This is a genomic window from Agromyces sp. NPDC057679 (genome assembly GCF_042799635.1).
GTDB lineage: Bacteria > Actinomycetota > Actinomycetes > Actinomycetales > Microbacteriaceae > Agromyces.
Map to the genome: position 1 here is coordinate 141,979 of NZ_JBHVIK010000004.1, position 14,362 is coordinate 156,340.

At 67.4% G+C, this 14,362-nt stretch carries 19 protein-coding genes; 10 read left to right on the plus strand and 9 right to left on the minus strand.

Annotation, left to right across the window (positions count from 1 at the left end; all coding sequences use genetic code 11):
• Positions 1 to 2: 2 nt before the first annotated feature.
• The 4 genes from ACFVAJ_RS17035 to ACFVAJ_RS17050 form a co-directional block, all read right to left on the minus strand.
• The gene (locus tag ACFVAJ_RS17035; protein WP_376946141.1) at positions 3 to 740 is read right to left on the minus strand and encodes a hypothetical protein; all 738 of its coding nucleotides are present in this window, start codon (positions 738 to 740) and stop codon (positions 3 to 5) included.
• Between the two features lie 78 nt (positions 741 to 818).
• Entirely contained in the window at positions 819 to 1,133 is a 315-nt protein-coding gene (locus ACFVAJ_RS17040) for a hypothetical protein (protein ID WP_376946143.1), read from the minus strand.
• 60 nt (positions 1,134 to 1,193) lie between these two features.
• Complete coding sequence (locus ACFVAJ_RS17045) at positions 1,194 to 1,517, minus strand: cyclic-phosphate processing receiver domain-containing protein (protein ID WP_376946145.1); 324 nt, start codon at positions 1,515 to 1,517, stop codon at positions 1,194 to 1,196.
• A complete protein-coding gene (locus tag ACFVAJ_RS17050) occupies positions 1,514 to 2,119 on the minus strand; it encodes a hypothetical protein (RefSeq protein ID WP_376946147.1) in 606 nt (201 codons plus the stop codon). Before ACFVAJ_RS17050 ends, ACFVAJ_RS17045 begins: the two co-directional genes overlap by 4 nt.
• A 180-nt stretch (positions 2,120 to 2,299) precedes the next feature.
• Here ACFVAJ_RS17050 and ACFVAJ_RS17055 point away from each other — a divergent pair, with 180 nt between their 5' ends.
• Positions 2,300 to 2,578, plus strand: a complete 279-nt coding sequence (locus ACFVAJ_RS17055; protein ID WP_376946149.1) for a hypothetical protein — start codon at positions 2,300 to 2,302, stop codon at positions 2,576 to 2,578.
• 73 nt (positions 2,579 to 2,651) lie between these two features.
• Here the strand turns inward: ACFVAJ_RS17055 and ACFVAJ_RS17060 are convergent, their stop codons facing one another.
• A complete protein-coding gene (locus tag ACFVAJ_RS17060) occupies positions 2,652 to 4,139 on the minus strand; it encodes a hypothetical protein (protein WP_376946151.1) in 1,488 nt (495 codons plus the stop codon).
• Entirely contained in the window at positions 4,136 to 6,481 is a 2,346-nt protein-coding gene (locus ACFVAJ_RS17065) for a type IV secretory system conjugative DNA transfer family protein (protein ID WP_376946153.1), read from the minus strand. The genes ACFVAJ_RS17060 and ACFVAJ_RS17065 overlap by 4 nt, the downstream gene beginning before the upstream one ends.
• A gap of 1,640 nt (positions 6,482 to 8,121) precedes the next feature.
• Between ACFVAJ_RS17065 and ACFVAJ_RS17070 the strand changes: the two genes are divergently transcribed.
• The 7 genes from ACFVAJ_RS17070 (at position 8,122) to ACFVAJ_RS17100 (ending at position 11,131) form a co-directional block, all read left to right on the plus strand.
• Entirely contained in the window at positions 8,122 to 8,550 is a 429-nt protein-coding gene (locus ACFVAJ_RS17070) for a hypothetical protein (RefSeq protein ID WP_376946155.1), read from the plus strand.
• Positions 8,547 to 8,963, plus strand: coding sequence for a hypothetical protein (locus tag ACFVAJ_RS17075; protein ID WP_376946157.1), 417 nt, complete (start codon positions 8,547 to 8,549; stop codon positions 8,961 to 8,963). Before ACFVAJ_RS17070 ends, ACFVAJ_RS17075 begins: the two co-directional genes overlap by 4 nt.
• 38 nt (positions 8,964 to 9,001) lie before the next feature.
• Positions 9,002 to 9,487 (plus strand): hypothetical protein, encoded by a 486-nt coding sequence (locus ACFVAJ_RS17080; protein WP_376946159.1) that lies wholly within the window; start codon positions 9,002 to 9,004, stop codon positions 9,485 to 9,487.
• Positions 9,484 to 9,909: a hypothetical protein gene (locus ACFVAJ_RS17085; RefSeq protein WP_376946160.1), complete on the plus strand. Its 426-nt coding sequence runs from the start codon at positions 9,484 to 9,486 to the stop codon at positions 9,907 to 9,909. The genes ACFVAJ_RS17080 and ACFVAJ_RS17085 overlap by 4 nt, the downstream gene beginning before the upstream one ends.
• Positions 9,906 to 10,127, plus strand: a complete 222-nt coding sequence (locus ACFVAJ_RS17090) for a hypothetical protein (RefSeq protein WP_376946162.1) — start codon at positions 9,906 to 9,908, stop codon at positions 10,125 to 10,127. Before ACFVAJ_RS17085 ends, ACFVAJ_RS17090 begins: the two co-directional genes overlap by 4 nt.
• Positions 10,118 to 10,612 (plus strand): hypothetical protein, encoded by a 495-nt coding sequence (locus tag ACFVAJ_RS17095; protein ID WP_376946164.1) that lies wholly within the window; start codon positions 10,118 to 10,120, stop codon positions 10,610 to 10,612. The genes ACFVAJ_RS17090 and ACFVAJ_RS17095 overlap by 10 nt, the downstream gene beginning before the upstream one ends.
• A gap of 102 nt (positions 10,613 to 10,714) precedes the next feature.
• Entirely contained in the window at positions 10,715 to 11,131 is a 417-nt protein-coding gene (locus ACFVAJ_RS17100) for a hypothetical protein (protein WP_376946166.1), read from the plus strand.
• A gap of 65 nt (positions 11,132 to 11,196) precedes the next feature.
• Here the strand turns inward: ACFVAJ_RS17100 and ACFVAJ_RS17105 are convergent, their stop codons facing one another.
• From ACFVAJ_RS17105 to ACFVAJ_RS17115, 3 genes are all read right to left on the minus strand, one after another.
• Entirely contained in the window at positions 11,197 to 11,616 is a 420-nt protein-coding gene (locus ACFVAJ_RS17105; RefSeq protein WP_376946168.1) for a hypothetical protein, read from the minus strand.
• 90 nt (positions 11,617 to 11,706) lie between these two features.
• Complete coding sequence (locus tag ACFVAJ_RS17110) at positions 11,707 to 12,315, minus strand: hypothetical protein (RefSeq protein ID WP_376946170.1); 609 nt, start codon at positions 12,313 to 12,315, stop codon at positions 11,707 to 11,709.
• Positions 12,316 to 12,375: 60 nt separating this feature from the next.
• Entirely contained in the window at positions 12,376 to 12,915 is a 540-nt protein-coding gene (locus ACFVAJ_RS17115) for a hypothetical protein (RefSeq protein WP_376946172.1), read from the minus strand.
• Between the two features lie 148 nt (positions 12,916 to 13,063).
• On the opposite strand from ACFVAJ_RS17115, the gene ACFVAJ_RS17120 reads away from it, so the two are divergent.
• Together ACFVAJ_RS17120 and ACFVAJ_RS17125 are read left to right on the plus strand one after the other, a co-directional pair.
• Complete coding sequence (locus ACFVAJ_RS17120; RefSeq protein WP_376946174.1) at positions 13,064 to 13,306, plus strand: hypothetical protein; 243 nt, start codon at positions 13,064 to 13,066, stop codon at positions 13,304 to 13,306.
• Positions 13,307 to 13,324: 18 nt separating this feature from the next.
• The gene (locus ACFVAJ_RS17125; protein ID WP_376946176.1) at positions 13,325 to 14,266 is read left to right on the plus strand and encodes a hypothetical protein; all 942 of its coding nucleotides are present in this window, start codon (positions 13,325 to 13,327) and stop codon (positions 14,264 to 14,266) included.
• Positions 14,267 to 14,362 lie beyond the last annotated feature (96 nt).

The following is a 14,362-nucleotide window of genomic DNA, read 5'->3' on the forward strand; positions in this document are numbered from 1 at the left end:
GGTCAGATCCCTGTGAGGGCCTTCCCTACCTGAGCTGCTGACGGTGCCGGGTACACGGCTGCCGGTTGCGGGGTCTTCGTCCCAGTGTGGAAGGTGCCGCGTCCGGGGTTCCGGAGCTGCAGCACCCCGGCGTTCCGGGGCGCCTGGGTGACGGCACGGTCGGTGACGACGACGACATGGATCCGGAGGAGCGCGCCGACACGGGAGAGCAGGTCGATGGTGCGGCGAAGGTAGTCGTAGAACTCCGTGCGCGCTTCTTGCAGGTCGGCTGCGGGGAGCTTCGTCTGCATCGGGAGGCGCGCGAGCCCGTCGACGAACAGGAACAGGTGAGGTGGGCGGTCCTTCTCGGGGAGCGCCTCCGCGGTCCGTTCGCCGGCGTCCTTCACCTGTGTCATCCGTCGACGCATCTCCTGGGTGAGCTCGACGATCAGCTGCTCGGCGTCTTCCATCCCGTTCGCGAACGCGGAGTACCGGAGGTCGGGCGCGCCTTGCGCGCGGATCCCGATGACGGATGAACCCTGGAGACGCGCTGCCGCGGCGAGGACGTCACCGGCGTTCGATCGCCCCGACCCGGACGCGCCGCAGACCAGGAGGTTCGACTTCGACGTCGGATCCCAGCGGAGCTCGCGGGCGGCTCTCGGGGATTCGCCGAACGGAAGTGATGGAGCGGCGGCACGGATCTCTGCATCGTTCAGCGGGCCGATGATGGTCGGCCGGCGACGGGGACTCTGTCGGCTCATGCACCTTGGACATGCGGCGGACTGGGGCCGGTGGCAGGTCAAGCCGAACGAATCCGAGTGGCCGGCTCCATGCAGAAGTCAGGCGATCGGCGAGTACATCTCCGCGCGGAAGTCGACGCCTGCGAGGAGAGCCTTGAACACCTTCGTGTGCTCTTCACGCGCCGCGTCCTCGGTGGAGTACCGCCAGCATCCGGCGGTACCTTCACCGTCGAAGACCATCGTCTCGAAGATCAGCGGGTCACCTTCGCCGGAGTGGTTGTGGTCGAGGACCAGGTGCACCGTGGAGACGTACCCGGCCACGCACATGTCCTGCGCGACGACTCGGTCCTCCCCGAACAGGGCGACCCCTTCCTCGCGGGAGACCTCACGGCCGGAGCGGTCGTAGAACTTCATGGTTGACCTCTCCTCTCGTGATCCAGGTCAGGAACAGCGTACGGCAGGGGCGTGCCCGCGTCAGCCGATGACGATCGTGCCTTCCGGTGCGTACCGCTTGGCGGTCCCGCGAAGCCATTTCCGGCCTTCCGGGTTCGAGGTGTGGATCACGATCTTCGCAGGCCACTGGTCCTCGTTCTCGCAGAGCCAGTACATCACCGCTTTGGACTCGTCGAGCGTCCCATCCTCGAGCTTGCCAAGGTCGTGGTCGAAGCCGATCTCGTCGAACCGGATGCCGGCGACAGCAGCACGCTCGAGCTCGGCGATCGCTTCTGCGGACGTGCGGGCGATCACCCACTCTTCGCCGGGTGCCGGGCGAAGGTCATCGATCCAGAGCTTCCTCACGCCGCCATCCTCACTGCAGCGGTCTCCGGCATCACGATGATCTGATCGGTGAACGCGCCGACGATCTCGATGCCGTGGAACGACAGGGTGACGCCTTCGCGGTGCACGGTGTACGACTGCAGCTTCCCGACCGGTTCACCGTCGAGCGTCATGAACTCACGATCGATGTGCTTCGGCGCCAGCGACGACAGCTTCGTCGGGGTGGTCGGGAACTGGCGGCGCTTCTTCACCTGCTGGACGGGAGGTGAGCACCGGTTGCAAGCCGTGTAGGACTCGAGCTTCTCGACCTCGGCGACCGACATCATGGTCGGCATCTCGGGAAGCTGCATCGCCGGGCCGGGCTTCCCGGAGTGACGTGCAGCCCAGACGCCCTCCCACGCGCTTTCCCGGTGGACGGTGTTGATCACGGTTGGGCAGGAGTGCAGATGCACGGTGGGAACCCCTTGACGGGGTCGGCGGAGGACGAGCTCCTTCCCCTCGCGGAGGTCGAAGTTCACGGCGGCCTGCTCGGTGACGATCTTCGACGGCGCTCTGCGCCAGAAGTCCTTCTCCGAGTCGGTGAGGTGGTCGAGGGAGTCCTGGCTGAGGGTAGGTGACTCCATGAACGTTTCCATCAACGTCTCGTACGGCAATGTTCTGTTTCCCTTCTTCATCTCACCCATGCGCGGGAGCAGTCGGCGCTGTTTCCGCATGCCAGGATTCCGCCGCCCATCCGCTGTGTGGCGTCGGAATGCATCGGGGCTCGGCTGACGGACGGTTGCCGTGCCGCGCATGAAACGGCCATGACCGACTCGAAACTCGAAGCGCAGATCGACAAGCATTTCGCGTACCTGGCGAACGACGAGGACCCAACCAGGCGCTGGTTCGACGTCGCGTGGTTCGTGGACTTCATCGCCACCGGCCGGAAGGTCGGCGGGCGGGACCGGGATCGGTTGGAGGCGCAGGTCCGGACGATCCTGGAAGCCCGCGCTGATGCCGGCACGGTGCGGCGCTGGAGGGAAGTGAACGGGCCGAGCTTGCGTGGCGACCGGATGAACCTCTACCTGCAGCTGAACGTGTGAACGACTGAGCTGCCCGGATTGGTCAGCTCACCCCTGTCCGTGAGGGCCGGGTTTGCTGCGCCGGCTCTCCGGGTCATCCGCGCATGCGTTTCGGCGGCAACGCCTCACCGGTCGCGCCGTGCGCTCCGCCGAACGGGCGCTGCTCACCGTCACCGGGGCGCTGCATGACCGGGACCGGCACGTCCGGGTACCCGGCTTCCCGGAGCAGCACCTCGGACAGGTCGAGCCGGCGGCGGCCGTCGCGGAGCCATATCGGGACGCCGCGGAGGAACGTCAGCTGGTCGATGACGTCCACCGCCCAAGACCCGGACGGGTTGAACGTCAGGTCGTCACCGGAGAGGAACGACGCCTCCTGCCAGGCACCATCGACGGGCCGGTGAACGGTGAGACCGTCGAACCGGTCAGAGCGGACGTGCTCGGCGGGGAACCATTCACGCCAGTCCGCCACCCCGATCCTGGATCCTGTCCGGTCGAACGTCACTCCGGGGGAGAGGCGGACCGCGTCCTTCACGATCCGGTGCACCGTGTTCCGGACGTTCCCGGATGCGTCACCGTCGAGCTTCTCGGCGGTGAGGAAGATGACGGCGAGCCCGGACGTGTCCATCCGCCGGTCCTCGAGCAGCTGCACCCACGTCTCCACCTTCCGCTCGAGCGCACGGCCGACGGTCGCGGTGAGCTCGATGACGATTCGGGCGCCGTCAGGCCGGACGACGGTCATGTCGCCGGACTTCGTGTACCGGGCGGTGTCCTGCGACGGGAGCCCGAGCCCGGTGTGCCCGAGCATGTTCGCCTGGGAGAACCGTTCCCCGACGACCGCGGCCGCCGTGGTGTGCTCTGCGACGCGGACGGCAAGCTCGGTGGTGAGGACGCCGTGCCGGTCGTGGCCTTGCCCGCCCATCTTCCCGGTGTGCCCGCCGGTCAGTGACAGCCACTCCGCGTACGTCAGCTCCTGCGCGAGGTGCTTCTCCACGAACGACGACGTGCCGGGACGGTACAGGGTGGCGCGCGGGGTGAGCCTGGTCGGGGTGAGCGCGTTCCGGAACACGCCGACATCGACGGCGCCGACGGTGAACAGGTCGCGCATCATCGCGGACTTCCCGGACGCGAGCTGCGGGATGCCGGTGATCGCGGCGAGCTGCTCACCGGTCGCGACCCGCCACTGGTCGAGCGCGGCGAGGATGTCGAGGTACGCCTGCAGCCGGCCGCCGTGCATGATCCTGGCGGCGGCGTCCTTCTGGTCGGCGTCGAGGTGCTTCGGGATGTACGAGGTGCCGATCGCCTGCTGGTCGCGGGCGGCCTTCGCGGACACCCAGGTCGCCTGCGACCCGCTCGTCCACAGTTCACGGTGGTACGGGTCGAACCGGAGGTTCCCGGTGACGTCCGGGTGGCAGCGGTCACCGCCGAGCATGCGCCGGGCGCCGGCGAGCCGGACCGGGGGAGTGTCGCCCGGGGTCACGTCGTCGGTGACGACCGGTGCAAGGTAGTCGGTGACGGCCGGCTCTGGGATCTCGTCGTCCTCGTCGACGAAGTCCGCCCACACGCCGAGCTCTTCGCGTCTCATGCCGGCACCTCCGCCTCGGCGACGGATTGAACGCGCTGGTACCCGGACATGTCGGACTCGAAGTCGGCGAGCTTCATCGTGAACGCCGGCTGCCGCGCCCCGTTCACCCGAGTGCGGACGATCGCTTCATACCGGGGGAGGTTCGCGACGTCCGCGGACTCCCACCGTGACCCGTCGGCAGTGAGGTCGGCAACGATCTGCGACACGACCGCCGGGGCGTCCTGCGAATAGGCGAGCATCGTCCCGAACCCGAGGACCGACTCACGCACCTGCTGGTTCAGCTGGGTGGCGCGCTGCGTCGCGAACACCGGGACAGTGCCGTACGAGCGGCCCTTGTCCTTGATCCACTCGACGATCTCGGAGCTGGAACCGGCGATCTCGGTGAGCTCGTCGGAGAAGATCGACACGTGCCGGCCCTGCTCGGCCCAGTCCATGCAGATCCGCTGGATCGCGTCGTACAGCGAGTACATGAGCATCGCGCTCATGTCGTCCTTCAGCTGCTTGTCGACGAGCTCGCCGCCCTTGGAGGAGCCGACGTTCACGATGACCGCCCAGCCGTGCTCGAGGATGTCGTCCCAGGTGATCTTCGACGGCCGCGCCCACCACTGCTCGGCGGTGAGGAGCGCTGCAGCCTTGTTCCGAGGAGCCTCGGTCGCGGACTTCCGGTTCGCGGGAGTGACGCCGGCGCCGAACAGCACCGACAGCTGCAGCCATGCGAACCCGAGGTCGTCGTCTTCGGTGGCGGCGACCCGGGAAGCTTCCGACTTGATCGCGGTGGCGAGGGCGACGGCAAGCTCGTCACCGAACCCGCCGAGGAGGATGTTCGCGTAGTAGAACGGGGACGCGTTCACCCGAACCCCTGGTGCGTTCGCGACGATCGCCGGGGTGACGACGAGCGCGCCGCAGAACACACGGGTGAGCATGTTGAACGAGTGCGACCCGATGCTCGTCTCACCCCAGACGTACTTCATCGCGTTCGTGATCGTGCGCGCCTGGTGCTCGAGGGAGCCAAGGCGGGGGAACATGTCGATCGCCGGGGTCTGCGAGTCCGACAGGTCGCACACACCGACGACGTCGCCGACCGCTTCGGCTTGCCGGCGGTACGCGTCCGCGCCCTGACCTTTCGTCTCGAGCGCGATGAGGACGTTCCGGTTCCCGGGGAACCCGTCACGGCCGGACGGGTTCGCCCGCTCCATGCACATCCACGTCCACACGCTCCGAAGCGCCTGCGACTTCCCGGAGCCGGGGACGCCGAGGAACAGCACTCCCTGCCACATGTCCTTCGCGCTGAGCGCCACCCAGTTGTCCGCGGACACTCCGATGCGGGGCCCGATGATCTGGTTCATCACCGGCGGCGCCGCGCGCACCGCGGTGGACTGCTCACCGGACACCGACCCGGCGTGAGGTGCGACGATCGACACGGGGATCTCCTGCCCGACGAGGAACGCGGAGTGCGGGAACCCGTACCCGGGGTCGCGTGCGGGGATCTTGTTCCCCTCCTTGTCCTCGGATTCCTTCCGCGCTTTCTGCGGAGCGAACGAGAGCCCTGCCGGCGCCGGAAGGACGCCCGCGTCGAGGCCTCGACGGAACCGTGAATGCTTCCCGGGGATGTGCCCGGACTTCAGCCCGCCGGCGGCGACCGCGGACACCGCCGCGACACCGAACAGGCACGCCTGAACCGCGACGGGCAGCTGCACCAGATCGGCCCCGCCGAACGCGAGCGCGCCGCCGAGAACCGCAGCCCCTGCAGCGACCTTCACCCACGGCTTCGCGTCAGCGGAACGGGACGACGAATCCACGTCCGTGCCGATGTCGAACCCGGGCATCGCAGCGCCCACTTCGCGCAGCAGCGTCGACGCTTCCGCGACCGTTTCCGCGCCCGCGTAGAACGTCGCGACGAGCGCGTCCGAGCGTCGCGAATGGTACTGCGGGTTCGCGGTTCCGAGCTGCGAGGCGAGCCACGCCAACTGCCACTTCCGCTCCTTCGCGGAAGGACGTCGGAGCGTCGCCGCAACCCACTGCCCTGGACGCATCGCGATCGACAGCGCACGGGACACCGCGGCGGGGTCCGCGCCCTGCTGCGTGTCGCGCGAAACCAGCGACGGAGTTCCCTCCGTTGTGAGCCACGCAACCTGCGCCGCATCCGCCAACGCCGGCACCTCGTCGACCTCCTCTGCGCGCGCGGCAACCGCGGCCGCCAGATGCATCGCGGACTTCCCCGACGAGTGCGTCGCCGGGACGATCAGGAAGTGCGCCAGACCGTTCTCATCGCGGGTCGTGAGCAGCGTCGTTCCGGGCACCACCGTGGACGCGAAAACGCCGGCGGTTTGGATGAACGTCATCGGGTTCGGGTCGAAGCTTCCGGAACGGCTGAGCTTGTACACACGAAGCGGGGAATCGTGTTTGATCATGACCCGAAGACATGCGGCGATCCGTGCACCAGGGCGGACCCCGGTCCGGTCACCGAAACGACACCGCATGCCGCGACCGAAACGGCATCGCGACCACCTCGAAGACCGGCACGAACGGCACCACCTTCAGGAGCCCTGCACCGCACCATTCACCGCGCCCGCGAACCGCCGAAACACGCCCGCGATACTCGGCGCCCCGACCACCCCGAACCGCCGCACACAGACGCCCCGAGAAACGCCCACAACGACCCTCGCGCGCCCCGCCGCGCCACCTCCCGCGCCGACAGCCACCCCGACTCTCGCTCTGGTCGTTGCCCCCGGTCGACTTCGTCTCCCGTCCCTCCCTTCGGTTCGGGCGCCGTCCTCTTCGCTGGCGCTGGCGCGCCTTTGTCGTTCCCGGTTCGCTTCCCCGTTTCTACCGGGGCTGCTCTCCCAGTTCCTGGGCGGGGTGGGTGCGCCTGCCGTGTGCAGGCTTACGTCGCATGGTCGCCGTCGTGGTCGGCTTCCTGCGGGGCAGCCCATGCCACTTCGTGTCCTGGTCTGGTTCGCTCCGTTGTCGCTCACGGATCGTCTCCTTCGGAGCCGATGCCTGCCGGCGGCTCTTCATGGTGCGGCCGCCATCGGATCTGGGCGTCGTCTGGTTGTCCGGTTCGTGCTCCGCCCCGACGTTCGATCCGGGACCGGTTCGTTGTTCGCCCCGACGACCGTTCCGTTCCTCGAACCGGCCGGGACCCGACCCCCTCGAGTCTTGACGCGAAGCCGCCGCCGGCAGGCACACACGACAGTGACCGGTACGACAGACGCCCCGACCTCCGCCCCGACCGTCGAACCGGAGGTTCGTGACGACAAACGCCCCGACTGCCGAACCGGTGAACGGCCGGACCGTTCCCCGCCCCGACGAACGGAACGAGCAACGCAGCCGAGACGGCAACCGCCCAGCCACACGCCCCGACCACCACACGAGGCTGAGGAACGAAGCCGAGCAAACCCAACCACGGCGAAGCCCGCCGCCGGCAGGCCAACACACGCAGTGTGTTCCGTCGAACGAAGTGAGACCGAGGGAGCGCAGCGACCGAGCTCAAGTCGACAGACGCACCGACACGCGAACCGGAACCCGCACGACCAACGCACCGACCACCGCCCCGACAAACGAGAAGAGGGCGAGGCTGAGGGACGAAGCCGAGCCACGAGAAGACAAACAAGAAGACACACGAACAGGCGAACGCGCGAGCCCGAGGAACGAGGGCGAGCAACCCAGCCGCGCGCACGCCCCGCGCGCACGGCTGGGACAGTCACGACGGGCGCATCGACACACGAACAGACCAGCGACCGGACATGCGCAGCGAAGGGCGAGGCCGAGGAACGAGGCCGAGCCCGCCCCTTCGTCTCTGAGAGGTGACCAGCTTCTTCCTCGTTAAGAGAGGCCCTCGTCAGGAGAGGCCGGGGGCCGGGCGGCGATCGCCGGCTCGCCGCTGCCGCGGCTCGGGGGAGTCGGGTTGGGCTAGCGCCCGACGAGGCTGCGGCGAGGGCCGCGCATGGTCTTCACGACCAGACCCTGCAGGAGGAGACCTATGAACGAGCCATACGCAAACGTCGACGACGACGGCGTCTTCATCATCACGCGCATCGCGTTCCCGGAAGGCGATGCGAACCCCGACCTCGACGGGGAGCCGGCGCTCGAGTACGGCTACTTCCCGTCGGAGGAGGCAGCCCGAACGATGGCGGAAGACCTCGACCGAAAGCCGATCCGGTACAGGATCGAATGTCACCTCATCGCCGAGCGGAACCAGAAGATCGAGGAGACGAACGAGAGGATCGTCGCCGCCCGCGACGCACTCATCGCTGCTGGCAGCGACCCGGCCGGGATCTTCCAGGAGGAACGTGCGCTGTTCGCGGTTCCCACCTTCGAGTTGTGGCTGGCATCCGACCTGCCTCTGGTGCACGGTGTCCGCCAGCTTCGGAGCATCGGCAAACTGACTGTGGACGGAAACGACCGTTGAGCGGCGCCACCGAGACCGGGGTGTTCCTCGTCTGCAAGAACGACCTGGGCCGAGCGTTCCGCGAGCCCGATGAAATCGGCCAGCCCTGCTTCGAGCTTGGGTTCTTCCGCTCCCACGAGGAAGCGGAGGCCGCCGCCGCGCAGCAGGACACACGGCTCGCGGACTGGCAGAAGCACGTCGAGCGCACCGAACGAATCAACGCCGTGGTGTCCGAGGGTAACGCCGAAGCGGACGCACGGGAAGACGCGTACCGCAAGGCCGGCATCACTCAGCGACCCGCCTTCGCGCCCACGCGACGAGAGCTTCAGAAGGTGCTGACGTACGACGAATGGCTCGACCGTCCAGGCTCCGTCGAGTATTTCGTCATCGAAGTGAAGGCGGTCATCGCCGTCCCATCCGCTCCTGCTCGATGACCGGAGCGGCGTCGGATCGAACCGGCGCCGGTCCGCGCATGAACCTTCTGACGAAAGCAGGAGGAATTCCGATGAGCAGCAACACCAACCCGACCACCCAGGTCTCGGAGCAGGCCGCCACCGCGGGCGCCGAGCCCCAGAATATGACCCCACTGGAAATCGCTCAGGATCTCGGTGACAGCATCCGCTGGGAGTCCGACGACACCGCCCGCATCAGCGCGGCCGAACTGGACGAACTGCTCGTCGCCGCCATCGAGCGCGACCGTGCGCAGCGTCCCACCGTCCTGACCGAGGAGGAGTGGATGCAGACCCCCGAGTACATCGAAGCGGCGGACTGGTCGGGCCCGAGCTGGCAGCGGCGCCCCGTCATCGTCGAATGGTCCGACCCTACCGAGACCCCGACACAGGCGGTGATCCGCCTGAACAACGAGGTACTCGAGTACGCCGAGAAGATGGCCGGGTGGCAGAGGCGCGCGACTGCCGCGGAGGAGCTGGTCACTCAGGTCCGGACGGTGCTCGCATGAACGCACCCACGAAGCCCGCCACCGGGATGTTCCTCATCGGCCGCACCTACGGCGGCCGCGGCAACCGGCACGACGATGACCCCGCCGAGCCGATGCTCGAAATCGGGTTCTTCGCCACCCGAGAAGACGCGGAAGCCGGGATCGCCGAACTCGACGAGAACCGGGCCGAATGGCAAGCAGAGGTCGCTCGAGCAGAGGCCTGGAACGCCGTCGCAGAAGAGCAGAAGGCTGAGGCGGAAGTCGTCAAGGCTGCGCTGGCCGCTGCGGGGCTCGAGCCGAAGCACACGTCGATCCAGCAGCGAGCGAAGAGGATGGTCCCGACGTACGAGGAGTTCCTGAGGGACAACCCTGGCGTCATCGAGTACGTCGTGGTCGAGCTGCCGGCCGCGAAGCTCGGGAGCCTCGCCGGGAGCGTCCGATGAAGGCGACCACCGGCGCGAACGGAAAGCCTGTCCGCCCGCCGCTCAGCCCTGGCATGACCGTCGCGCTTCCGAACGGCGCGATCGCAGGCGTCACCCGGCGTGCACCGAACATCGGCCGGCCCGGCATCTGGTGGAAAGCGACGAAGCTCGACGGCAGCGAGATTAACGTCCGCGACGGCGAAGTACCTGTCCACGTCTCCGGCGCCGGGTGGGTCTGAGCGCCTCCGCGCATGGAATCTGCAGAAGCAGAAACCATCAACAGGAAGGCCACCTCTTGAGCAGAGAATTCTCCACCCTCGGGTACACCATCTCGATCGAACGAACCCAGGAGCTTGAGAACGGTGACGGGTTCACCATCAACAACGACATCGCCGACGCAGTGTTCGAGAACCTCTCGGACATCGACCACGAAGGAATCGTCGATGACCGCGCACACGAGCTCGGCGGTGCCATCGATGAGACCCTCCATCTCGTCATCCGCGAGATGCTCGACGCTGGATGCCAGGAGCACGCCAAGCTGATGGACGGCCGGACCCCAGCCGCCTGGTACGGGATCCCGAACGACCAAGGCCTCGAACTCGTCATCACCGACGAGGACACGTCCGCGCTTCGTCTCCTGGTCCTCGCAGCAACCGAGGTTCCCGAAGTCCGCGCCGCAACCGGGATCGCCGGCGGCGGGATCCACCTGTCGTTCGACGCCTGACCCGCGACCGTCTCAGCGCCCCCGACCGTCAGAGTCCGAAGAGGGGCGTTCCCCGCGCATGCAACCTGCGAATCGACCAATGACCCGGAGGGAAGACCCCTAATGCAGGCCCCGCACGAAAACTTCGACATCGATGAAGAAGGCACCGACGGTGGTGTCTGGCTGATCACCAAGACCGAGTTCGGTGGTTCGTTCGACGAGGAGGGCGGGCCGCCCCTCGACCTCGGGTTCTTCGAGACCCGCGAGGCGGCGATCGCCAGGATCGGGCAGCTCTACGAGAACCGCGCACGCTACGACCAGTTCGTCGCGTGGAGGGAACTGCAGAACCGCCGGGCCGCAGCCCGAAACGACGAAGTCGACGCCGCGATCGAAGCGCTCACGGCTGCTGGACTGAGCAAGCTCAGCCGCGAGTTCGACCGTGCAACCGAGTTCGCGATCCCCAGTTACGAGCAGTGGCTGACCTCGCCCGAGGCGATCACGTACGGGGTGGCTAGAGTGGCGCCGGCCTCCGCTGACTGATCACCGACTGTGAACAACGAACGCCCTGCCGGCAATCACCTGCAGGGCGTTCGTCGTCTTCAGCGTCAGCCGGCCGGGGTGACCGTGACGAGGTACGCCTCTTCGGTGCCGTCGGCGGCGTCGGTCATCACGAGCCGCAGCTGGTTGTCGGTGCCGGGTACAGCTGAGATGGACGCGTACACGCCGTTCTCGTCGTCGAGGTCGTTGTCGATCGTGCGGAGCGCGTCGATCGCGAACCCGAGGAACTCGGTGCCGCTGTCCGCGTCCGGCTTCTCGTCGCCGCCGGTCTTCCCGTCCGGGTTCAGCTTCGCAGCGACCCGTTCGAACTCCTCGGCGATCTTCGGGGAGAGACGCTTGCCGGCGGCGGCGATCTCTGACGCGAGACGGCCTGCCTCCTCAGCGATCGCGGCGCCCAGGCTGGGGTTGCCGGCCTTCTCGGAAGCCTGGTTCTCGGTGCTGTCGTCAGCGGGGGTGGTGTCGGTCAAAGGGAGGTGCTCCTTGCGGTTGGGATGTGGGTGACATCCATGCGCGGAGATCGCGTGGATGAGGTCAGCCGAGGCCTGTCGGAGGGATGCTCACGTGATCGTCGTGCGCTCGGCGGCCAGACGGTCGCGTTCCTCGACGACAGCAGTGACAAGCTCGACGGCGTCGTGATGCGAGTGGGATCGGAGCGGTCCCGGCTCGCCGCGAACCGCGTTCACGACACCGGTGAGCAGCTTCCCCTGCGCGGTGATCGTCAAGTCGTACGAAGCGACATCCTGCTCGAGCTCGAAGATCCGCTCGTACGGGGACGGCCCGGACTCGCGCTTCACGACGAGGGTGGGAAGCTCGCCGGAGATAGCGTCTGCGAGACGGAGCTCGTGGCGGACGTGCCAAGCGGTGAGGCGTTCGACATCGCCAGCATCGGTGTTGCCGCTACCAGCAATCTGCTGCTCGACCATCTCCACCGCAGCGTCGAAGTCTTCCACCGCGGACCGGAGCACAGTGAGCAGCGCCCGCAGCACGGTGGCGTCCGTCAGGCGGATGAACATGGACGCCGCGAACGCATCCGCCGACGACTGGCTCGACCAGGAGAGGAGCGCCTGATCAACATCCTCCGGGACCTCCGCCTCGATGACACGCTCGATCGAAGCGATCGCGTTCGTCAGCCGGTCACGCGGCGGGGTTTGCTTCAGCTGGGCCAACAAGGCTCCTTCCGGTCGGGGAAGCCAACATGCGCGGCTTGCTCTCGACCGGGAGGAAGGTCAATCCTGCTCGAGCCAGTTGCTCCGATACTCGTCAGGTCCCATACCCCAAGACTGAGCTTGCTGGCGATCGCGCCAATCCAGGTCACGGTTGTTCTCGCCGTACCAGGCGTGATCACGCTGTCTCTGGGTGCGGCTGTCGAGGCTGTCTGAATCGGAGCTTCGTGGAGACCGGGTGGAGTAGCCGATGCTCTCGAGGTACGCGTCGGTCTGGCGCTGTACCAATCTCTCGTCCTTGGAGCCCAGAATGACCACGGGGCCGATGACCAAGATGAGGAACGCTACGGCCATGATCACGAGCGAAGCGACTGTGATGTCTGGGATGTGGCTCGGGTTGTCACGGCCTGCGAAGCCAACGAAGACCATGACGAGCGCACCGAGCAGCACGGCCGAGCAGGTGAGGATCAGGGCTCGAGCTCGCCGGGTGAGCTTCTTTCCCTCAGCCTCAAGGGCAGCCTTCGCCTTCTTGCGGATCTTCCGGAGCTTCTTGTGTTCGTCGGGGGTGAGCAACGGGAAGTCCGGCTCATCGGTCTCCGTCATGCCTCACCGTCCGTTCGATGTCTAGGCTCGGATGGCCCGGCCTCCCACAGGATAGGTCCGACTACCGTCACGTAGTCAAGCGTCCTGACTACCTGACCGACGTCAACTGCATGGCTGCCGAACTGCATACCCCGCGCATGTTCGGCCCATGACAGAGCCGACACATGACGACGGCCGGCACGACAGAAGCTGGCATCAGCACCGACTCCTCAAGGTTGCCGGGAAGGACCTCCAGCCGGGTGACATCTTCGAGTGCGACGGCATGGTCGTCCTGTCCGTGACTCCGGTCGAGGGTGACACCGGCGACGTTCGAGTCCGCTACGAGAACGACGGTGTTCAGGCGTCATACGACACATCGGCAACGCTCAAGCACCTGATCCGCCGTCCCTGACCCGCGCATGGCTCCCGCATGACGAACACCCTCCTCGCCCATCCGGCCGCCGGCGCAGTTTCCGAGCACTGCCAGCGGTGGACGGACGGGAAGCACTCGTTCAAGCATCCGTCGGAAGGCGGGTTCGACCAGCACCGGTTCGCTGCGGCACCTCTCCACGAGACGATCGCCCGCGCGTACACGGTCCAGCATCACTACTCGGGGTCGTTCCCTGCTGCGAAGCTCTGCTACGGGCTCACCACCGATGACCCGGCGATCGCCGGACCCTCAGCCGTCGAGGTCGGCGGCCGCGCTCTCGTCGGTGTCGCTGTCCTCTCGATCCCCATGTCCGCGGCGGTCCTCGAGAACGTCTTCCCGACCCTCGAACCGATGCAGCAGTCGATCGAGCTCGGCCGGTTCGTCCTCGCCGACGCGGCCCCGGCAAACGCCGAGTCCTGGTTCCTCGCCCGCGTCTTCGAACACGCCCGCGAAGCCGGCATCCGCGGCGTCGTCGCATTCGCCGACCCCATGCCGAGGCACCGCACCGTCATCCGCACCGACGAACGAGGCGGCATCGTCGAGGAAGCAGAGCGCGTGCTCCCAGGGCACGTCGGGCTGATCTACCAAGCCAGCAACGGGTACGCGTGCGGACGCTCCACACCGCGAACCCTCCGATACGTCCCCCGCGCAGGCCTCGTCCTCTCCGAACGCACCCTGTCGAAGATCCGCACCGGCGACCGCGGCGCCGACGGCGGAGAGAAGAAACTCATCTCGCTCGGCGCCCGAGCCCGCCGCGCCGGCGAGAACCCGAAGACCTGGCTCGCCGAAGCGCTCGACCAGATCGGCGCCACCCGACTTCGGCACCCCGGCAACTTCCGCTACGCCTGGGCTGTCGGCGGGCCCGCCGAACGGCGACGCACGACGATCGCGATGGAACGAACGCCGTACCCGAAAGCGGCGACGGACCTCGTCAAGATCTGAACGGCGGATCCGATCGCCGGCTGCAGGATCCAGCGACCGCGCATGATCGCACCGGAATCATCCCAACCCCCGCGCCGATATCACTCAGGAAGGACC